Raw genomic sequence first — 18,937 nt, forward strand, 5'->3', positions numbered from 1 at the left:
AAGGCGCCGGAAGCGGTGGTCGAGAAGGAGCGCGGCAAGCTCAAGGAGTACCAGGCGGCCCGCGCCGTGCTGCTCGAACAGCGCGACAAGATCGCCGCGCTTTGACAGCGGCCCGAAACCGCCGCGCTGTGATCCAAGCGGCCCGGAGATGACGCCAATGCCTCGAGACGACAGCTTGATGGACGCCAACGGCCACGGCTTGACCCTCGAGGCGATACGTCCGCTGTTTCCGCTGCTCGAGCGCAACAGCGCCGGGGCGATCCTGGTCGACGAGGCGAGCCGGCTCATCTGGATCAACGCCTGCTACTGCCGGCTGCTGGGGATCGACGACCCCACCAGCGTCATCGGCCGGCCGGTGATCGAGGTGATCCCGCATACCCGCATGCCCGAAGTGGTGCGCAGCGGGCGGCCTATCCTGCTCGATATCATGGAGAATCAGGGCCGTCAGCTGGTGGTCACACGCCTGCCGCTGCACGACCCGACCAGCGGCCGGGTCAACGGTGCAGTGGCCTTCATCGTCTTCGACGATCTCGAGCCCCTGGCGCCGCTGATCGGCAAATACCGCCGCCTGCAGCACGACCTGGCTGTGGCACGGCGCGCCCTGGCCAGGCGCGGCTCGCGCTACGAGCTGGCCGACTTCGTCGGTGCCAGCCCCACGGTGCTCGAGGTCAAGCGTCGCGCTCGGCTGGCGGCCGGCAGGACCACACCGGTGCTGCTGCTGGGCGAGACCGGTACCGGCAAGGAGGTGCTGGCCCAGGCCATTCACGGCGACTCTCCCCGCGGGGTCCATCCCTTCGTGGCGGTCAACGTTGCCGCGGTACCCGAGAACCTGCTCGAGGCGGAGTTCTTCGGCGTCGCGCCGGGGGCCTATACCGGCGCCGACAAGCGCACCCGCCAAGGCAAGTTCCAGCTTGCCGACGGCGGCACGCTGTTCCTCGACGAAGTCGGCGACATGCCGCCGGCGCTGCAGGCCAAGCTGCTGCGCGCGTTGCAGGAGGGCGAGGTGGAGCCGCTGGGCTCCAACGAGATCAAGCGCGTCGACGTGCGCGTGATCGCCGCCACCAGCCGCGACCTGGAGGCCATGGTGGCGGAAGGCAGCTTCCGCTCCGACCTCTACTACCGGCTCAATGTGCTGCGCATCCAGGTCCCACCGCTGCGCGCGCGCCTGGCCGACCTGGGCATCCTGTGCGAGACGATTCTCGGGCGTATCGCGGCGGAGAGCGGCGAGCCCCGCGCCGAGATCACCGCCGAGGCCGTGGCCATGCTCCAGCAGCACGACTGGCCGGGCAATATCCGCGAGCTGCGCAACGTGCTCGAGCAGACCCTGGCGCTGAGCGAAGCCTGCAGCGTGATCGATATTCCCGAACTGCGCGCCGCTCTGCCTCTCTCCGCGCAGGCGCCCCAGGCAACGACGCCGGCTTCCTCCCTGCGCCCACTGGCCGACATCGTGGCCGACGCCGAGCGCTCCGCCTTGCGCGACGCCCTCGACGCCAGCAGCGGCAACAAGTCCCGTGCGGCTCGACTGCTGGGCATTCCCCGCTCGGTGCTCTACGACAAGCTCGCCAAGCTGTCTGTTAATCCGGACACGTGACCGGATTTCCGACAAAATCAGCTGCAACCAAAGTCTAATTATGTCCAATAATCCGGACACCCCTTCCGCTTCGCCCTCCCTCAAAAAATATAACTACCTGTAATTATAGAACTTTCCCAGAATGGCACGGCTTGTGCACCAGTATTGGTCACGCGCCATGGCCCTGACAAAACCAGGGCCTGAGTGCGAGACAACGAACAAGATACGCCGCACACGACAGCGCCAACCAAAGGCGCTGCGACAACAAAGCACAAGGAGCCTTCATGTCGTTCATTCCGTCTCTCGCCACTCGCCTTCGCCCGCTCACCCTCGGCGTTGCTGCCACCACCTTGATGGTTGGCGCAACAGCCGCGAGCTCCGCCGAGGCCCAGGAGCGGGTACGCTGGCAGGTACCCATCGCCTTCCCCTCGCACCTGGTGGGCCTGAGTACTCCGGTACGCTTCCTCAGCGAGCAGCTGGATCAAGCTTCCGGCGGCAACATCAACCTGCGCTACTATGAGCCGGGCGAGCTGATTCCGCCGTTCGAGATCCTCGATGCCGTCTCCGAGGGCCGCTATGACGCCGGCTTCACCTGGGTCGGCTATGACCAGGGGAGCATTCCCTCCCTGCCGCTGTTTGCCGGCGCGCCGTTCGGCATGGAGCCACCCGCCTACCTGGCGTGGCACTACTTCGGCGGCGGCGCCGAACTGCTGGAAGAGATCTACGAGGAGTACAACGTCCAGCCGCTGCTGTGCAGCATGATCGGCCCTGAAGCGGCCGGCTGGTTCGCCGAGCCGCTGGAAGATCTCGACCAGATCGATGGCCTGCGCATCCGCTTCGCCGGTATCGGCGGCCGCGTGATGGAGCGCCTTGGCGCTTCGGTGACCATGATCCCGGGTGGCGAGCTCTACCAGGCCATGGAGCGCGGCACGATCGACGCCATGGAGTTCTCCGCCCCGGCGGTGGACCGCATCTTGGGCATGCAGGAGATCGTGCAGAACTACGTGCTGCCGGGCTGGCACCAGACCTTCACCACCGCCCACCTGCTGATCAACAAGGACAGTTGGGATGCGCTGGAGCCGCAGACCCAGGCGCTGATCGACATGGGCTGCCGTGCAGCCACGCTGTACGGTTACTCCGAGAGCGAGATCGAGAACCCCAAGGCGCTGCGTGACTTCGAGGAAGAAGGCGTCAACGCCCAGGTGCTGTCCGACGAGATCCTTGGCGAGCTGCGCCGGGTGACCAACGAGGTTCAGGCCGAGATCGCCGCCGAGGACGAGATGTTCGCTCGCGTGCTCGAAAGCCAGCAGGAGTTCATGAAGCTGCACGGCAACTGGCATGTGAAGGGCCACCTGCCGCGCTCCTACTACGCACCGGAAAACATCGAGGACTGAGCCACCCCGCCCGCCGGCTGAATCAGCACGGCGGGCATCGCTCCTGACGTCTCGATGAATTGCATCAGGCCGGCCGCCGCTCCAGGCGGTGGCCGGCTTCCGCCTTCCATCCCTCGGAGTCACCATGAGCAACAATGACTCGGCGACCTCGGCGCCGGAGGGACACTCTGCGCCAGAGTTGCCCACCAACCGCCTGAGCTACCGCCTCGACATGGCCGTCCTGCTGTTCGGCCGGGCGATCTCCTGGCTGTGGCTCGCCACCCTGGCGGTGGTTTTGACCAACGTGGTCAACCGTTTCATTCTCGGGCGCGGCTCGATCGCCGTGGAGGAGCTCTCCTGGCACCTGTTCGGGGCCACCATGATCCTCACCCTGGCCTACGCGGTGGTCAGCGACGACCACGTGCGCGTCGACGTGATTCGCGAGAAGTTCTCGCTGCGCACCCAGGCCTGGATAGAGCTGCTGGGTATCGCGCTGCTGGCCCTACCCATCCTCTACCTGATGGTGGAGCAGCTCTACCAGTACGGTTACCGCTCCTACCTGCGCAATGAGCGGTCCCAGGCCCCCAGCGGCCTGCCCTACCGCTTCATCATCAAGACCTTGATTCCCATCGGCCTGACGCTGGTGGCCGTGGCCCTGCTGTCTCGCGTGCTGCGCTGCTGCACCCTGCTGTTCGGTTTCCCCAGGCGGGTTTACAAGACGACTCCTCGGCAATAGCCGAAACCAGACGCCATCGGAAACGCCACGTTCATCTACAGAGATCGACTATGGGACTGGAACAATTACTCGTGCTGGCGATGTTCGCCAGCTTCATGAGTCTGCTGCTGCTGGGCTTCCCCGTGGCCTGGTCGCTGGCCGGCGTCGGCTTCGTCTTCGCCGTCATCGGCCATGTGCTGGTCGAGTACATGGCCGCCGACCTGTGGTTCTCCTGGGGCGGCACCATCGGCGTGCTGGACCGCCGCATCTACGGCATCGTCGCTAACGAGCTGATGGTGGCACTGCCGCTGTTCATCTTCATGGGCATCATGCTCGACCGTTCGGGAATCGCCGAACGGCTGATGAGCTCGCTGGTACGCGTACTCGGCGGCCTGCGCGGCGGCTACGCCGTCACCGTGGTGATCGTCGGCGTGCTGCTGGCCGCCTCCACCGGCATCGTCGGTGCCTCGGTGGTGCTGCTGGGCATGCTCTCGCTGGGGCCGATGATGCGCGCCCAGTACAACAAGTCGCTGGCGGTGGGCACCGCCTGCTCGGTGGGCACCCTGGGCATCCTGGTCCCCCCCAGCATCATGCTGGTGCTGATGGCCGACCGCATGGGGACCTCCGACGCCTCGGTGGGTCGCCTGTTCATGGCCGCACTGGTGCCCGGCGTGATGCTGGGGCTGATGTACATTGCCTACATCCTGATCGCCGCCTACCTGAAGAAGGACCTGGCGCCGGCGCCCAAGGATCGCGAGCCGCTCAACGCCCGGGCATTCATCCAGGTATTCTGGGCCGTGCTGCCGCCGCTGGGCCTGATACTGGCCGTACTGGGCTCGATCTTCACCGGCTTCGCCACCACCACCGAGGCTTCGGCGGTGGGCGCGCTGGGAGCGCTGCTGCTGGCGCTGTTCAACCGCCGCCTCACCCTGACCACCCTACGCCAAGCGCTCTACCAGACCAGCCGCACCACGGCGTTCATCTTCGCCATCTTCATCGGTGCCACGGTGTTCGCCGCGGTGCTGCGGGGGCTGGGCGGCGACGACGTGGTGCGCATGGCACTCACCGGACTGCCCTTCAGCGAGACCGGTATCGTGCTGACCATCCTGCTGGTGGTGTTCCTGCTGGGCTTCTTCCTCGACTGGGTGGAGATCACGCTGATCATCCTGCCGCTGGTGGCACCGGTAGTCTTCAGCCTGGGCGTCGACCCGCTGTGGTTTGCGATGCTCTTCGCCATCTGCCTGCAGACGTCGTTCCTGACCCCACCGGTGGGCTTCGCCCTGTTCTACATCAAGGGCGTGTGTCCGCCAGGGATCACGACCCGCGATATCTACCTTGGGGTAGCCCCCTTCGTGGCCATTCAGTTGACCGGTCTGCTGCTGGTGTTCTTCTTCGCCCCCCTGGCGACCTGGCTACCCAGCGAGATCTACGGCGGCCGCTGACTTTTCGATAGGAGACTTGCGATGCAACTGATTGACAAGACGGCTCTGATCACCGGTGCGGCGGGCGGCCTGGGCCGCGCCATTGCCGAGCGCTATGCCGAGGAAGGCGCCCGGGTCGCCGTGGCCGACCTCGACCTGGGCGCCGCCGAAGCGACGGTGGAGGCCATTTGCGCCAACGGTGGCCAGGCCATGGCGCTGGCCATGGATGTCACCGACGAGGCTGCGGTCAACGCCGGGGTGGAGCGCCTGGTGGCCGAGTGGGGCGGGCTGGATATCGCCATCGCCAATGCCGGCATCCAGCACATCGCCTCGCTCGACACCCTCACCTTCGCCGACTGGCGCAAAGTGATGGCGGTGCACCTGGATGGCGCCTTCCTGGTTACCAGCGCAGCGCTGCGCCAGATGTATCGCCAGGAGCGCGGCGGCTGCATGATCTACATGGGTTCGGTCCACAGCAAGCTGGCCTCGCCGCTGAAGGCGCCCTACGTGGCGGCCAAGCACGGCCTGCTGGGCCTGTGTCGCACCGTGGCCAAGGAGGGCGCGAAGCACCGGGTGCGCGCCAACCTGATCTGCCCGGGATTTGTGCGCACGCCGCTAGTGGACCGCCAGATTCCCGAGCAGGCCGAGGCGCTGGGGATCTCGGAGGAGGCGGTGATCCGCGACGTCATGCTCAAGGATACCGTCGACGGAGAGTTCACTACCCTGGACGACATCGCCGAGGTTGCGCTGCATCTGGCTGCCTTCCCCACTGCCGCCCTGACTGGGCAGTCGATAGTGGCCAGTCACGGCTGGTACATGCAATAAGGAAACCCAGCACAAATGCCTAGAGCATTAGGGAACGCTGTTCTGAAATCACGCTTTCCCCTAGAATGAGGGCATCGACAACCAACGCGCCGATGCCCTCATGCCCAATACCGAACCAACCTTTGCTCCCGGCCGCATTCTCGTCTTCAATCTGGTAGGCGCCCTGCTGGTGTGGTCGTGGCTTTCGCCCGGCCTAATGTTCTGGACCGAGATCGACGACGCCGTCTTCTTCCTGACCAATGCCTGGCTGACGCCAGAGAACGAGGCGTGGGTGGTATTCGTCGCCGCCGTCAACAATCGCCTGTTCGACGTGGTGAGTTTTTTCATCCTGCTGGCGATCTATCTGTGGGCCATGAGTCATGACACTCAGCGCAAGCATCGCATGATGCGCTGGGGTGGCATCGGCATCACCATGCTGTTGACCGCCGTCCTGTTTGCTCAGGGGTTCCGCATGGTGGTGCCCTATACGCACCCCAGCCCCACCCTGGTCTATGACGATGTCAACCTGATCACCGAGATGGTCGACTTCTCTACCAAGGACAGCTCCGGCAGCAGCTTCCCCGGCGACCATGGGGTCAACCTGTTCCTATTCACCGCCTTCATGTGGCGCTTCGCCGGCCTCAAGGTGATGCTGGTCAGTGCCGTTTTCGCCGTCCTGCTCAGCGCCCCCCGGATCCTCAGCGGCGCCCACTGGTTCAGCGACGTTTTCTTCGCCGCCATCGTCATCAACCTGGTGGCCGCGCCATGGATTCTGCTCACGCCGCTGGGCCCGGGGCTGTCACGGGCGATTACCGCGGGCATGGTCAAGGTACGCAATGCCCTGCCAGGCCGCTAATCAAATCACTTGCTTAGTCTGTGTTCGACCATTGACAAAAGCGCGGCCTCGGCCGCGCTTTTTTCTTTCGGTTCAGTTGGCCTTGCGCCAGCCCCCCAGTACCCGCTGGTCCGGTCCAAAGAAGACCAGGCGATCGTGGTCGATCAAAAAGCGGTAGGCAGTTTCCATCATGTCGGTGACCCGCTGGGCGTCCTCCAGCTGTGGGCAGCCGCGGCGGGTAGTGGCCAGGTCACTGAACTGGATGCGGTTGCCTTCGTCGAGGCGCACCCGACCGTTGATCTGGTTGCAGCCGTCGCTGCCGGTCACACGCCCATCGGGTGCAACCACGAAATGTGGCGTCTCGGGCATCGAAAGCCGCTCATCGGTCCCGACGAGGAGCAGGTTCCAGCGCTGCCCCACGACCGGATGATCGCTGGAGGCGATACGCGGTGCATCCTGGCGAGAGGGTTCGCTCGGCTTGCCGCCACAGGCGGCCAGGGACATGGCCACGAACGCCAGCAGCAGCGCTCGGCCAATAGGAGTCTTGTTCATCTAGAGGTTCGTTCCTTATTGCCTTTATATCGATCTTGGGAAGCGCCGCACAAATTGACGAGCGAGATGAAGCGGCTAGGTTCGTTCCCGACGAACCAACGCACTTCCCACATCCATGTGGGTCGCAAGGCGCACGGAGCACAGGAACCGGAGCATATGGGGTATATGTGAGGATTCCGACGGTCCGACGCTTCGGCACCGCGCAACGCAGCGATTCGCTCGCGCAGGCATTTGGGGGTGTTTCCCCTTACCAGGAGCCGGTGTTTTCCATGGAAGCCCAGGGCTCCTTGGCGGGCAGCGGATCGCCTCGCTGCAGCAGCTCGACCGATATGCCGTCAGGACTGCGTACGAATGCCATGTGGCCATCCCGCGGAGGACGGTTGATGGTCACGCCGGCTTGCTGCAGCCGCTCGCACAGGGCATAGATGTCGTCGACGCGATAGGCAAGATGCCCAAAGTTGCGCCCGCCCGTATAGGTTTCCGGGTCCCAGTTGTAGGTCAGCTCGAGCTCTGGCGACTTGACCCGCTTCGAGCGCGAGGTGTCCTCGGGTGCGGCAAGGAACACGAGAGTGAACCGCCCCTTTTCGTTCTCCTTGCGCCGCACCTCTTCGAGGCCCAACAGGTCGCAATAGAAACGCAGCGATGCGTCCAGGTCGCTGACACGCACCATGGTGTGCAGGTACTGCATGAGCCCTCCTAGCCAACGTTCAGCAAAGAAATCAGGAAATACTGAACGAGTCGGTATTTCCTGCTCAGTGAGTATACTCGCTGAAGATGGCCGGCGTCCGGTCCTCGTGCTGCCAGGTGAGCACGGCATAGTCGTCGTAGCGACCGGTTTCCATACCGGGCGAGCCGTGGGGCATGCCAGGCACCGTCAGCCCCACCACATCGGGCCGCTCTTCCAGCAGGCGCTTGATATCGGCCGCCGGTACGTGCCCTTCGATGACATAGCCGTCGATCAGCGCGGTATGGCATGAGGAGAGCTCCGGCGTGACGCCATGCTCGATCTTGATCGAACGCATGTCGCGGGTCTTGTGCTGATTGACCTCGAAGCCGGATTCCCTGAGGTGATCGGCCCAGTCGGTACAGCAGCCGCAGTTGGGATCCTGGTACATTTCCACTACGTTTCCGGCCTCGGTCGGGGAACCGGGTGTCAGAGCGAAGGCGAGGACCACTGCGCCCCCGGCCAGAGCGGAGAACAGTGTTGCCTTCCTGGCCTTGCGGTTAACGGGTAGGATTTTCATGGTGTGCGGCTCCTGAAGCGTTGCGAGGCCATGTACTGGAATCGTGGCAAGCCGTAGTCGAATTGCCAATACCTCCAAAGGGAAAGAGGGCGGAAATGTCGCACTATTGTGATCTGGCCCCGGGTCATCCCTGGCATGGCCCCTATCACGACCGGGAGTACGGCTTCCCGGTCGAGGGTGACACGGCGCTATTCGAGCGCCTGGTCCTGGAAATCAACCAGGCCGGCCTCTCCTGGCTGACGGTGCTGAAAAAGCGCGAGGCGTTTCGCCATGCCTTTGACAACTTCGATATCGAGCGGGTTGCAGCCTATGGTGACGTGGAGCGCGAACGTCTGCTCGGCGATGCCGCGATCATCCGAAACCGGCTCAAGGTCGACGCCGCCATTCACAATGCCGGGGTGATCCAGCGCCTGAGCGAGACTCACGGCAGCTTCGCCAGCTGGCTCGACCACCACCACCCGCTGGACAAGGACGAATGGGTGAAGCTGTTTCGGCGCACCTTCCGTTTCACCGGCCCCGAGATCGTCGGCGAGTTCCTGATGAGTACCGGCTACCTGCCGGGTGCCCATCATGAAGAGTGCCCGGTTCATCAGCGTATCCTGGCCTGCGGCCCGGCGTGGTACACGCACCGACAGCCAGGGCTACGCTAGATTCAAGAACAGATTCAGGAGTCCAAGCGGATGGATACCTTGACGCACGCTGTGCTCGGCGCGGCGGTGGGCGGCACCTTGCTGGGACGCAGGCTGGGTCGCAAGGCAGTACTGATCGGCGCCGTCGTGGCCGCCATGCCGGACTTGGACGTTTTCCTCGACTACGGCGATGCGGTACTCAACGTCACCGAGCATCGAGGCTTCAGCCACTCCGTGTTCGTGCTGACCGGCCTGGGCACGCTGTTGGCACTGCTAGCTTGGCGCTTTTTCCCAGCCAGGGACATCAGCCTCGGCCGCTGGTGGGCGTTCTTCGTCCTGAGCATGCTCTCTCACCCCCTGCTCGACGTGCTGACCACCTACGGCACCCAGCTCTGGTGGCCGCTGGACTTTCGCCCCAGCGCCTGGCCGGTGGTGTTCATCATCGATCCGCTCTACACCCTGCCGCTGCTGACCGCTTTCGTGATAGTGCTCGTCACCGGAAACGGCTTCCGCGCTCCGGCCTGGGGACTGGCCCTCTCCAGCGCCTACCTGGCCTTTGCCATGTCAGCCAAGGGCGTGGTGGAGCATCGACTGGCCCCGGTGCTGGCGGAGAGAGGACTTGAGGATGCCCCCCGGCTAGTGCAACCCACCCCGTTCAACACGCTGCTTTGGCGGGTCACGATCATCGATGGGGACGAGCATCATGAGACGTTGATCGGCCTGCTGGATGGTGACGCGGAACCAATCGTCGAAACCTTTCACCGCGGCGCCGAACTCGAGCCTCTCGCGCTCTCGCTGGAGAAGGGCGAGCGTCTTTACTGGTTCGCCGGCCCCTACCTGCGCTATGAAATTGCCGAAAGAGACGGCCGGGAAACCCTGTTGGCCACGGACGTGCGCCTGGGGTTCCCCGGTTTCTATGCCTTCAGCTACGCCCTGGCTACCCGTGAGGGCGAGGAGTGGCAGCCGCTGGAGCCCAGCGAGATGGTCACCCCGGACTCCCGCGTCGATCGGGAGGCCCTCGGCCAGCTTGGGGCGAGGATCTTTTCGCCCGAGGCCACGCTATGCTCCAGCGACTTCGTCACCGACCGCTGGGTCGAGGAAGTGCCCGATGAGTGCTGAGCCTTACAGGTCGGCAACCAGGCCATCGATCGCCTGGCGGGCTTCCTTGAGTGCCGCCTCACGAAGACTGTCGCCCATGGCCAGGCCTTCGGCATAGATGACCGAGACGTCGACGATGCCGATCATGCCCAGCATCGCCTTGAGGTGCGGCGTCTGGGAATCCAGTTCGGTACCGGCGTACTGGCCACCACGGGCCGCCAGGATCACGGCACGCTTGCCCTTGACCAAGCCTTCCGGCCCCTGCTCGGTGTAGCGGAAGGTGGTGCCAGCGCGCATCACCCGGTCAAACCAGGCCTTGAGCTGGGAGGGAATGCCGAAGTTGTACATCGGCACCGCCAGCACCAGCACGTCATGTGCATTCAGTTCCTCAATCAGGCTGTCGGAGCGCTGGGCCAGGACCTGCTGCTCGGCGGAGCGAGCTTCAGGGTCCACCTGCCAGCTGGAAAGCTCCTCGAGCCCCAGGTGCGGCAGGGACTCGGCGGCCAGATCACGATGAGTGACGGCAAGACCGTCACGCCCGGCGACGCGTTCGCGCAGATGGCTGGCCAGGGCATTGGACTGGCCATGCTCACCGAGGATGGAGGAGGTAACGAGTAGGATGCGGGTAGCCATGACGATCTCCTTGGATGGGTTCACTATGGACGCCATACTACGTGTATTTTTTTGCATTAAAAGCGCATTGTTTTGCGGCTACCATTCGACATAAACGAACATTTATCACACTAAAAGGCCCTGCCTATCGGCAGGGCCATACTCACTCACAGCCCAAATGAATCCTCGACCGGGATGCAGCGACCAGACGCGTGCGCTATCCCGCTCAAACACTCAGGAGCTGAAGTTCTGGGCCACGAAGTCCCAGTTCAGCACGTTCCAGACGTTCTCCAGGTACTTCGGACGCGCGTTACGGTAGTCGATGTAGTAGGCGTGCTCCCACACGTCGATAGTCATCAGCGGCGTCTGGCCGTGAGCGATGGGGGTATCGGCGTTGCTGGTGTTGACGATATCGACACCGCCGTCCGCGGTCTTGATCAGCCAGGTCCAGCCGGAGCCGAAGTTGGCCACGGCGTTGGCATTGAAGGTTTCCTTGAACTTGTCGAAGGAGCCGAACTTGGCGTTGATCGCGTCGGCCAGGGCGCCGGCCGGCTCGCCGCCGCCGTTGGGCGAGAGGCAGTGCCAGTAGAAGGTGTGGTTCCACACCTGGGCCGCCTGATTGAACAGGCCGCCGGAGGAGGACTTGACGATCTCCTCGAGCGACTTGTTGGCGTCTTCGGTGCCATCGGTCAGCTCGTTGAGCTTGGTGACATAGGCCTGGTGGTGCTTGCCATAGTGGTACTCGAGGGTCTCGGCGGAGATGTGCGGCTCGAGGGCGTTCTTCTCGTAGGGCAGTGCCGGCAGTTCAAATGCCATTATCGTTGCTCCTTGCTTGTCACAGTCGACTTTCACGGTGGAATGGCGAGGCGGCTCAAGGCAAGTAAAACGGCTCCCGACTTGCCTTGCGGGGGCCCCGCCGCTATTTTCCAAGGAATTACTAGATTAATTCCAGCTGTCACTATGTCAAGCAATCAGGATGGAAAAGCCCCCGGAGCGCCCTCCGACACCGCCGAGCGGCTGTTGTGGCTGCTGAAGACCCGCGGCCCCCATTCCGCCGCCGAGCTGGGCGAGCGGCTCGGCACCAGCGGTGAAAACGCGCGTCAGCAACTCACCAAGCTGTCACGCCAGGGCCTGGTGGACCAGCGCAAGCTTCCCGGCGGAGTCGGCCGCCCTGTCGTCGAGTGGCGGCTCAGCGCGACCGGCCACGCCCGCTTTCCCGACCGTCATGCCGAACTGACCACGCGGCTGATTGCCAGCGTGCGCGATACCCTGGGCGATGAGGCCATGGAGCGGCTGGTCGAGGCGCGCCAGAGCGAGACCCTGGCGCAGTACCGCGAGGCCCTGGCCGATGCCGCAAGCGTCGAAGAGCGCGTCGAGCGGCTGACCGAGATTCGCAGTCACGAGGGCTATATGGCGGAGTGGCAGCGCGACGAGGACGGCAGCCTGCTGCTGATCGAGAATCACTGCCCGATCTGCCAGGCCGCCAGCACCTGCCCGGACTTCTGCCGCTCGGAGCTGGAGGTGTTTCGCGCCGTGCTGGGGGAGAGCGTCAGCGTCGAGCGCACCGACCATGTGCTGGCCGGTGCGCGACGCTGCGTCTACCGCATTCAGGAGATTTAGGGTGCAATGCCCTGGCCACAGCCTCTATACGTCTCCCCATCGATGGTCAGCGTGACCCGGGCCGGGAACGGCTCACCGCTCATGTCGTCGAAGCAGGCTCGAGCCTCCAGGCGCATCTCGAAGGGGCGATCGCTCAAGCCGCTGGCCAGCGCCACTCGCCCCCCGGCGTTGTCCATGGCAGTAACGCGATAGGGCAGCGTCTCCTCGCGCGTACCGTAGTCCATCACCAGGGTCAGCGTCGGGGTATCGTGGGCCAGATTGACGTGCCAGCCCGGCTCGTTGCCGCGACCGTGGAACATCACTCCGGGGCGTTGCTCGCGGGTCAGCGTCGGGCGTGCCATGGCGGCACTGCAGTCAAGCCGGCCGTTGGCGCTCTCGACCACGGCCTCTCCCCCCTTGTTCCAGAAGCTGAGGTCACCCTGCTGGTAGCGCGCACCGCTAGCCACCACGGCTGGCGCCAGGCGATAGCCGCCGTGGGCCGACCACAGCCGCAGCTCGCGCTCGCCGAAGGCGGTCACCAGATCCTGCTGTGGCGTGCAGCGCCAGGCCTCGAAGCTCTCGGCACCGCCGGGGAACAGCAGCGAAGGCAGCAGCGGCGCTGTGCTCTCCACTTGGGCGGTGGCGGGGCTCGGCCCGTCGATGGGGGCGGCAGCGCAACCGGTCAGCAGCAGCGACGCGGTCGCCAACAGGGCAGGACGGAAAAAGGGGGATAAACGAGACGTCATGACGGTTCCTTGGGCGTGTCGAACCGGCACAGCATAACAGGCACCGGGTCCTGACGACCCGGTGCTTGTTTCACGCAGCGCGAACGCAACGATGTCCATCAGCCATGACGTCGACGCAGCTCGCGAGCCGCCTCAACCATGTTGGCCAGCGCCGGCTCCACTTCGTTCCAGCCGCGGGTCTTGAGGCCACAGTCGGGATTGACCCAAAGCCGCTCGGCGGGAATTCGCTCCGCGGCCTTCTCCATCAGCTTCACCATCCAGGCCACCTCGGGCACGTTGGGCGAGTGGATGTCGTAGACGCCCGGGCCGATCTCATTGGGGTAAGCGAAGTCCTGAAAGGCGTCGAGCAACTCCATGTTCGAGCGCGAGGTCTCGATGGTGATGACATCGGCATCCAGCGCGGCGATGGCGGCGATGATATCGTTGAACTCCGAATAGCACATGTGGGTGTGGATCTGGGTGGCGTCCCGCGCCACCGAGGCGGTCAGGCGGAAGCACTCCACCGCCCAGTCGAGGTACGCCTGCCACTCGCCCTGACGCAGCGGCAGGCCTTCGCGCAGCGCCGGCTCGTCGATCTGGATTGCCGGAATGCCGGCGGCCTCGAGATCGGCCACCTCGTCGCGCAGGGCCAGGGCAATTTGCCGACAGGTCACCTCCCGCGGTTGGTCATCGCGCACGAAGGACCACTGCAGCATGGTCACCGGGCCGGTCAGCATGCCCTTCATCGGCCGCTCGGTGAGCGACTGGGCATAGCGGCTCCAGGCCACGGTCATCGCCGCCGGCCGGGTCACGTCGCCGACAATGACCGGTGGCTTGACGCAGCGCGAGCCGTAGCTTTGCACCCAGCCGTTACGGGTGAAGGCATAGCCGTCGAGCTGCTCGCCGAAGTATTCGACCATGTCATTGCGCTCGGCCTCACCGTGGACCAGCATGTCGATCCCATGGGCTTCCTGACGCCGTACGGCATCGGCGATCTCGTCACGCATCTGCGCCTCATAGGCGTCATGACCTAGCTCACCGTTCTTGAAGGCGCGCCGGGCTGCACGAATCTCCTGCGTCTGGGGGAAGGAGCCGATGGTGGTAGTGGGGAACAGCGGCAGGTCGAGTGCGCGACGCTGCGCCCGGGCCCTGACCGGATAGGGGTTGTCGCGGGAGCGCTCGGCATCGCTGACGCTGGCCAGGCGCTGGGCAACCTCGGGTCGATGCAGCCTGGGCGAAGCACGCCTGGCGTCGAGCGCCGCCGTGGCAGCTGCGACACGGGCACGCTCATCCGCACCGGCACAATTGCCGAGCAGGCGCGCCAGGGTCACGGTTTCGTCGAGCTTCTGGCGGGCGAAGGCGAGCCAACTCTTGAGTTCCGCGTCGAGCTCCGACTCGGCCTCGAGGTCGACCGGCACGTGCAGCAGCGAACAGGAGGGGGCCAGCCATAGCCGCTCGCCGAGGCGCATGCGGGCGTTGGCCAAGCGCTCGTGCAGCAAGGCGAGGTCGGCCCGCCAGACGTTGCGCCCGTCGATGGCCCCCACCGACAGCACCTTGTAGCCAGGCAGGTTGTCGAGCACGGCAGGAAGCTGCTCGGGTGCGCGTACCGTGTCGATGTGCAGGCCGTCCACCGGCAGGCTCACGGCCAGGCGCAGATTGTCGCCAAGGCCGCCGAAATAGGTCGCCATCAACAGCTTGACCGGGGCGGCGCGCAGGCTGTTGTAGGCGAACTCATAGGCGTTGCGCCATTCGACAGGCAGGTCCTGCACCAGCGCCGGTTCGTCGAGCTGGACCCACTCCACGCCCTGTCCGGCCAGGCGCGCGAGTATCTCGCCGTAGACAGGCAGCAGCGACTCGAGCAGGCTGAGGCGATCGAAGCCGGGCTCACGCCCCTTGCCTAGCCACAGCCAGGTCAGCGGCCCGGTCAGCGCCACCTTGACCGAATGCCCCGCAGCACGCGCTTCGGCCACCTCATCGAACAATCGAGAGCTTGCCAGCCGGAACTGCTGGCCTTCATGCAGCTCCGGGACCAGATAGTGGTAGTTGGTGTCGAAGTACTTGGTCATTTCGCAGGCGGCGGCCGGCGTCCCGCTGGGCGCCCTGCCACGGGCCATACGGAACTGGGTGTCGAGATCGACCTCGCCGCGAGCGACCTCCTCCTCGGCGGCGAAGCGCGCCGGCACGGCGCCCACCATGGCGCTGACATTGAGCACCTGATCGTAGAAGGCAAAGTCGCCCACCGTGACCAGGTCGAGGCCGGCATCGCACTGCGCCTGCCAGTGGCGAGCCCTGAGTTCGCGGCCGGCAGCTTCCAGCGACTCGCGCTTGATTTCGCCACGCCAGTACGCCTCGACGGCGCGCTTGAGCTCGCGGTTCGTGCCGATTCGCGGATAGCCAAGCACATGAGCTAATGTCATGATAATCCCCTCTACGCATGAATGTTGCCGTAGAGTCTTACTGCCACACCTAAATGAATCAAACTAAATAAATTAACTATAAACATGAATCAAGGTCATGATTGAACTTCGCCATCTCCGTACCCTAGTCGCCCTGCGCGATGCCGGTTCGCTGGTAGAGGCCGCCGAACGGGTACACCTGACCCAGTCGGCCCTGTCACACCAGATCAAGGATCTGGAGGAGCGGCTGGGCACGGCGCTGTTCGTGCGCAAGACCCGGCCGGTGGAGTTCACCCGCGCGGGCCAGCGCCTGCTCTCTCTCGCCGAACAGGTGCTGCCGCTGGTACGCATGGCCGAACGCGACGTGGCCCGACTGATCGGCCACGAGCCGGGGCGCCTGCACATGGCCATCGAATGCCATAGCTGCTTCCAGTGGCTGATGCCAGCCATCGATCGTTTTCGCGACCACTGGCCGGAGGTGGAAATCGACATCCCCGGGGGACATCACTTCGCTCCCCTGCCTGCATTGGCTCGCGAACAGCTCGATCTGGTGATCACCGCCGATCCGCAGCCGCTGGCAGGCGTCTACTACGAGCCACTGTTCCGCTACGAGGGACTGCTGGCCGTCGCCAGGCAGCATCGCCTGGCCGACCGCCCCTACGTTACCCCCCAGGACCTGGCCGAGGAGACGCTGATCACCTATCCCGTGGAGCACGCCCGGCTGGACGTGTTCACCCAGTTCCTCGACCCGGCAGGAGTGCGCCCACGCGAGATCCGCACTGCCGAGCTGACGGTAATGATGATGCAGCTGGTTGCCAGCGGACGCGGTGTCTGCGCGCTGCCCAACTGGGCGCTGACGGAGTATCTCGAGCGTGGCTATGTGAAGGCAGTGGGGCTGGGCGAGTCAGGCATGTGGAGCACGCTGTATGCGGCCATTCGCGACGAGAGCCGGGAGCAGCCCTGGATGGAGGATTTCCTGCGCACGGCCCGCGAGACTTCGTTCGCCGTGCTGGAGGGAATCAAGCCGGCGTGACCGGCGGCAGCCGATTCCGGTTGTTCGACACCAGCGGCAGCAGCAGCGAAAAGCGCGCACCGCCCAGCTCCTGGCTGTCGTCCACCACCACGCTCCCACCATGCCAGGCCATGATCTTCTGCACGATGGAGAGCCCCAGCCCGTAGCCGCCGCTACGTCGGGTACGGCTGTCATCGAGACGAGCGAAGGGCTTGAAGATAGCCTGTCGCTCGCTGGCCGGCACCCCGGGTCCATCGTCCTCGATGTCCAGCCTGACCAGCCGAGACTCCAGCGAAAGCCGCACCAGAACCCGGGAGTGGGCGTGACGGCAGGCGTTGGCCACCAGATTCTGCAACGCCCGCTGCAGGTAGCGTGGATCGGCCTGCACCTCGATCTCAGGCCCAGGGGCCAGCTCAAGACGCAGGTGAGCATGCAGCGGTGCCAAGGTGTCGATCACCCGCTTGGTGACGGCGCGGCAGTCGACCTGGGTACGCTCCAACTCGGCCCCGTTGGCCATGCTGCTATCGAGCCGCGCATAGGTGAGGATCTCGTCGATGAGCTGATCGAGCTCCTCGATATCTCTGTCGATCCCCTGCAGCTGGCGGTGAATGGCCGGATCGTCGGTCATGTCCTCGACCATCTGCATGGCAAAGCGAATGCGCGCCACCGGCGTACGCAGCTCATGCGACACTGCACGGATCATCTCCTGCTGCGAACGCAACAGTGACTGCACCTGGGCGGCCATGGCATTGAAGGCCATGCCTACGCGGCCAATGAAGCCACCACCATCCACCTTGACGCGGGTATCGAGGCGACCACTGGCGATGCGCCCGGCGGCCAGTTCGAGCCGTGCCAGGCGCGCCTCCACGCCGCGTACGATCAGATAGATGATTGCCGCCAGCACGCCAAGCATGATGACCAACACCAGCAGCAGCAGCGAGATGGGCGTCGGTTCCAGGGTCGAGACCGGGCCGATTGACAGCCATTGGCGCGTGCCATCGCTGCTGGGCACGGCGAGGTAAACCGTCAGGGCCCACTGCCCCGGGAGCAGGCGGATCACCAGCTCACCCTCACGCAGGCGGGAGAGTTGGTTGCTGTCGAGTCCTTCGGGCGCCAGGTCGCGCAGCTGGACTGGCAGGGCAGCGCTGGTCACGCCTTCGAGACGCCGCTGGCGGGCCTCCAGGATACGCTGCTCCCCCGGCAGGCGCTTGAAGAGTCGCCAGCTGTCCTCGTCGTGCACCTGGACCAGTACGCTACCCCGCTCCAGGCGGCGGCGTTCGAACCAGCTGAGACCGGTATCCTCAGGCGCACGCAGGGAAAGCCGTATGTTGAGCAGGTCCGACTGCTGGGTCAGCCAGTCGCCACGCTCGTGAGCCGGCAGTGCGGCGACGCGCCAGCTGAGCAGCTGCAGCGGCACTTCGGCCAGCTGTTCGCGGTACTGTTCGATGCGCACACGATCCACCAGGGCCAGGCCCATCAGGGCCAACCCGAAGGTCATCAGCAGCGCCAGGGCCAAGGCCAGATAGACACGCAGAAAGGAGCCATCGGCCAGGAACCGCTGCATCGATCAGGCATCCTTGACGAACAGGTAGCCCTTGCTGCGTACCGTCTTGATCCGGTGCGGATGGTTGGGGTCGTCACCAATCTTGGGACGTATCCGCGACACCCGGACGTCGATGGAGCGGTCCTGACCGTCGTACTTGATGCCGCGCAGATCGCTGAAGATCTCCTCGCGGGTCAGTACGCGGCCGGCATTGCTGGCCAGCAGCCACAGCAGGTCGAATTCAGCGCTGGTGAGATCGATGCGCTCGCCATGCAGCCAGGCTTCGCGGGTCGCACTATCGATCTCCAGGTTGCCAAAGCTGAGGCGTGCTTCACCGGTCTGTTCGGAAGCCTCGGCTCGGCGCAGCAGCGCGCGCATCCGCGCCAGCAGAACCCGCGGCTGGACCGGCTTGGGCACGTAGTCGTCGGCCCCCATCTCCAGTCCCAGCACCTGATCCATATCGTCGGTGCGGGCGGTCAACATCAGAATCGGCCCGGAATAGTCGGGCCTGGCCCGGCGGCAGATCGACAATCCGTCCTCACCGGGCAGCATCAAATCGAGAATCACCAGATCCGGCTGTAGCGCCACGATCTGTTCGACACCTCGCGAGCCCTCGGCTTCTACCGTGACCTGGAACCCATTGGATTCGAGGTAGTCCCGGGTTAGCTCGGCCAGGCGCACGTCATCCTCGATAATCAGCACGTGTTCCATGTCACTGCTTTCCAGGTTTTCATCCATCCTAGTCATCCCCGTGCTGGCGTCATTGTCATCGGGACACCCTGTCCCGCCTATTGCTCATCAAGGATACC

Annotated in this window: 20 protein-coding genes; 11 read left to right on the plus strand and 9 right to left on the minus strand. The window is 64.7% G+C overall.

Annotated features, from left to right (window positions below; all coding sequences use genetic code 11):
• From H1D44_RS21345 to H1D44_RS16830, 7 genes are all read left to right on the plus strand, one after another.
• A partial coding sequence (locus H1D44_RS21345) for a hypothetical protein (protein ID WP_181513519.1) occupies positions 1-105 on the plus strand: 105 nt, incomplete at its 5' end.
• 52 nt (positions 106-157) lie between these two features.
• Positions 158-1,591: a sigma-54 interaction domain-containing protein gene (locus tag H1D44_RS16805; protein ID WP_238984552.1), complete on the plus strand. Its 1,434-nt coding sequence runs from the start codon at positions 158-160 to the stop codon at positions 1,589-1,591.
• Positions 1,592-1,854: 263 nt separating this feature from the next.
• Entirely contained in the window at positions 1,855-2,964 is a 1,110-nt protein-coding gene (locus tag H1D44_RS16810; RefSeq protein WP_181516123.1) for a TRAP transporter substrate-binding protein, read from the plus strand.
• A 124-nt stretch (positions 2,965-3,088) separates the two neighbouring features.
• Entirely contained in the window at positions 3,089-3,679 is a 591-nt protein-coding gene (locus tag H1D44_RS16815; protein ID WP_181516125.1) for a TRAP transporter small permease subunit, read from the plus strand.
• 50 nt (positions 3,680-3,729) lie between these two features.
• Complete coding sequence (locus H1D44_RS16820) at positions 3,730-5,100, plus strand: TRAP transporter large permease (RefSeq protein ID WP_181516127.1); 1,371 nt, start codon at positions 3,730-3,732, stop codon at positions 5,098-5,100.
• Positions 5,101-5,121: 21 nt separating this feature from the next.
• The gene (locus H1D44_RS16825) at positions 5,122-5,904 is read left to right on the plus strand and encodes a 3-hydroxybutyrate dehydrogenase (RefSeq protein ID WP_181516129.1); all 783 of its coding nucleotides are present in this window, start codon (positions 5,122-5,124) and stop codon (positions 5,902-5,904) included.
• 100 nt (positions 5,905-6,004) lie between these two features.
• Positions 6,005-6,739: a phosphatase PAP2 family protein gene (locus H1D44_RS16830; protein ID WP_181516131.1), complete on the plus strand. Its 735-nt coding sequence runs from the start codon at positions 6,005-6,007 to the stop codon at positions 6,737-6,739.
• Positions 6,740-6,811: 72 nt separating this feature from the next.
• Here H1D44_RS16830 and H1D44_RS16835 read toward each other — a convergent pair whose 3' ends face one another.
• The 3 genes from H1D44_RS16835 to H1D44_RS16845 form a co-directional block, all read right to left on the minus strand.
• Positions 6,812-7,270 carry an META domain-containing protein gene (locus tag H1D44_RS16835; RefSeq protein WP_181516133.1) on the minus strand — a complete coding sequence of 153 codons (459 nt, stop codon included), beginning with the start codon at positions 7,268-7,270 and terminating at the stop codon, positions 6,812-6,814.
• Positions 7,271-7,517: 247 nt separating this feature from the next.
• Complete coding sequence (gloA, locus tag H1D44_RS16840; RefSeq protein ID WP_181516135.1) at positions 7,518-7,958, minus strand: lactoylglutathione lyase; 441 nt, start codon at positions 7,956-7,958, stop codon at positions 7,518-7,520.
• A gap of 64 nt (positions 7,959-8,022) precedes the next feature.
• The gene (locus tag H1D44_RS16845) at positions 8,023-8,514 is read right to left on the minus strand and encodes a DUF411 domain-containing protein (protein WP_181516138.1); all 492 of its coding nucleotides are present in this window, start codon (positions 8,512-8,514) and stop codon (positions 8,023-8,025) included.
• 95 nt (positions 8,515-8,609) lie between these two features.
• Between H1D44_RS16845 and H1D44_RS16850 the strand changes: the two genes are divergently transcribed.
• The gene (locus H1D44_RS16850; protein ID WP_181516141.1) at positions 8,610-9,164 is read left to right on the plus strand and encodes a DNA-3-methyladenine glycosylase I; all 555 of its coding nucleotides are present in this window, start codon (positions 8,610-8,612) and stop codon (positions 9,162-9,164) included.
• 30 nt (positions 9,165-9,194) lie between these two features.
• Entirely contained in the window at positions 9,195-10,262 is a 1,068-nt protein-coding gene (locus H1D44_RS16855) for a metal-dependent hydrolase (protein ID WP_181516142.1), read from the plus strand.
• Positions 10,263-10,265: 3 nt separating this feature from the next.
• Here H1D44_RS16855 and H1D44_RS16860 read toward each other — a convergent pair whose 3' ends face one another.
• Positions 10,266-10,874, minus strand: a complete 609-nt coding sequence (locus H1D44_RS16860) for an FMN-dependent NADH-azoreductase (RefSeq protein WP_181516144.1) — start codon at positions 10,872-10,874, stop codon at positions 10,266-10,268.
• A 213-nt stretch (positions 10,875-11,087) separates the two neighbouring features.
• Positions 11,088-11,669, minus strand: a complete 582-nt coding sequence (locus H1D44_RS16865) for a superoxide dismutase (protein WP_181516146.1) — start codon at positions 11,667-11,669, stop codon at positions 11,088-11,090.
• Between the two features lie 144 nt (positions 11,670-11,813).
• Between H1D44_RS16865 and H1D44_RS16870 the strand changes: the two genes are divergently transcribed.
• Positions 11,814-12,473, plus strand: a complete 660-nt coding sequence (locus H1D44_RS16870; RefSeq protein ID WP_181516148.1) for a helix-turn-helix transcriptional regulator — start codon at positions 11,814-11,816, stop codon at positions 12,471-12,473.
• Here the strand turns inward: H1D44_RS16870 and H1D44_RS16875 are convergent.
• Complete coding sequence (locus tag H1D44_RS16875) at positions 12,470-13,198, minus strand: MliC family protein (RefSeq protein ID WP_181516150.1); 729 nt, start codon at positions 13,196-13,198, stop codon at positions 12,470-12,472. The genes H1D44_RS16870 and H1D44_RS16875 overlap by 4 nt on opposite strands.
• Before the next feature lie 98 nt (positions 13,199-13,296).
• On the minus strand, positions 13,297-15,594 hold the full coding sequence (gene metE, locus H1D44_RS16880) for a 5-methyltetrahydropteroyltriglutamate--homocysteine S-methyltransferase (protein ID WP_181516152.1): 2,298 nt from the start codon (positions 15,592-15,594) through the stop codon (positions 13,297-13,299).
• A gap of 97 nt (positions 15,595-15,691) precedes the next feature.
• Here metE and H1D44_RS16885 point away from each other — a divergent pair, with 97 nt between their 5' ends.
• Positions 15,692-16,606: a LysR family transcriptional regulator gene (locus H1D44_RS16885; RefSeq protein WP_181516154.1), complete on the plus strand. Its 915-nt coding sequence runs from the start codon at positions 15,692-15,694 to the stop codon at positions 16,604-16,606.
• Here the strand turns inward: H1D44_RS16885 and H1D44_RS16890 are convergent.
• Both H1D44_RS16890 and H1D44_RS16895 read right to left on the minus strand, forming a co-directional pair.
• Positions 16,593-18,149, minus strand: a complete 1,557-nt coding sequence (locus tag H1D44_RS16890; RefSeq protein ID WP_181516156.1) for an ATP-binding protein — start codon at positions 18,147-18,149, stop codon at positions 16,593-16,595. The genes H1D44_RS16885 and H1D44_RS16890 overlap by 14 nt on opposite strands.
• 3 nt (positions 18,150-18,152) lie before the next feature.
• Positions 18,153-18,866, minus strand: coding sequence for a winged helix-turn-helix domain-containing protein (locus tag H1D44_RS16895; RefSeq protein ID WP_181516158.1), 714 nt, complete (start codon positions 18,864-18,866; stop codon positions 18,153-18,155).
• Positions 18,867-18,937 lie beyond the last annotated feature (71 nt).

Source organism: Billgrantia kenyensis (assembly GCF_013697085.1).
Classification (GTDB): Bacteria; Pseudomonadota; Gammaproteobacteria; order Pseudomonadales; family Halomonadaceae; genus Halomonas; species Halomonas kenyensis.

What these genes read in the sequence shown, in the direction of transcription:
- H1D44_RS16815 (WP_181516125.1), top strand. Translation starts at nt 3,089, where the DNA reads ATGAGCAACAATGACTCGGCGACCTCGGCGCCGGAGGGACACTCTGCG.
- H1D44_RS16865 (WP_181516146.1), bottom strand. Translation starts at nt 11,669, where the DNA reads ATGGCATTTGAACTGCCGGCACTGCCCTACGAGAAGAACGCCCTCGAG.
- H1D44_RS16870 (WP_181516148.1), top strand. Translation starts at nt 11,814, where the DNA reads ATGTCAAGCAATCAGGATGGAAAAGCCCCCGGAGCGCCCTCCGACACC.
- gloA (WP_181516135.1), bottom strand. Translation starts at nt 7,958, where the DNA reads ATGCAGTACCTGCACACCATGGTGCGTGTCAGCGACCTGGACGCATCG.
- H1D44_RS16825 (WP_181516129.1), top strand. Translation starts at nt 5,122, where the DNA reads ATGCAACTGATTGACAAGACGGCTCTGATCACCGGTGCGGCGGGCGGC.
- H1D44_RS16875 (WP_181516150.1), bottom strand. Translation starts at nt 13,198, where the DNA reads ATGACGTCTCGTTTATCCCCCTTTTTCCGTCCTGCCCTGTTGGCGACC.
- H1D44_RS16810 (WP_181516123.1), top strand. Translation starts at nt 1,855, where the DNA reads ATGTCGTTCATTCCGTCTCTCGCCACTCGCCTTCGCCCGCTCACCCTC.
- H1D44_RS16845 (WP_181516138.1), bottom strand. Translation starts at nt 8,514, where the DNA reads ATGAAAATCCTACCCGTTAACCGCAAGGCCAGGAAGGCAACACTGTTC.
- H1D44_RS16885 (WP_181516154.1), top strand. Translation starts at nt 15,692, where the DNA reads ATGATTGAACTTCGCCATCTCCGTACCCTAGTCGCCCTGCGCGATGCC.
- H1D44_RS16820 (WP_181516127.1), top strand. Translation starts at nt 3,730, where the DNA reads ATGGGACTGGAACAATTACTCGTGCTGGCGATGTTCGCCAGCTTCATG.
- H1D44_RS16850 (WP_181516141.1), top strand. Translation starts at nt 8,610, where the DNA reads ATGTCGCACTATTGTGATCTGGCCCCGGGTCATCCCTGGCATGGCCCC.
- H1D44_RS16890 (WP_181516156.1), bottom strand. Translation starts at nt 18,149, where the DNA reads ATGCAGCGGTTCCTGGCCGATGGCTCCTTTCTGCGTGTCTATCTGGCC.
- H1D44_RS16855 (WP_181516142.1), top strand. Translation starts at nt 9,195, where the DNA reads ATGGATACCTTGACGCACGCTGTGCTCGGCGCGGCGGTGGGCGGCACC.
- metE (WP_181516152.1), bottom strand. Translation starts at nt 15,594, where the DNA reads ATGACATTAGCTCATGTGCTTGGCTATCCGCGAATCGGCACGAACCGC.
- H1D44_RS16860 (WP_181516144.1), bottom strand. Translation starts at nt 10,874, where the DNA reads ATGGCTACCCGCATCCTACTCGTTACCTCCTCCATCCTCGGTGAGCAT.
- H1D44_RS16805 (WP_238984552.1), top strand. Translation starts at nt 158, where the DNA reads ATGCCTCGAGACGACAGCTTGATGGACGCCAACGGCCACGGCTTGACC.
- H1D44_RS16895 (WP_181516158.1), bottom strand. Translation starts at nt 18,866, where the DNA reads ATGGATGAAAACCTGGAAAGCAGTGACATGGAACACGTGCTGATTATC.
- H1D44_RS16835 (WP_181516133.1), bottom strand. Translation starts at nt 7,270, where the DNA reads ATGAACAAGACTCCTATTGGCCGAGCGCTGCTGCTGGCGTTCGTGGCC.
- H1D44_RS16830 (WP_181516131.1), top strand. Translation starts at nt 6,005, where the DNA reads ATGCCCAATACCGAACCAACCTTTGCTCCCGGCCGCATTCTCGTCTTC.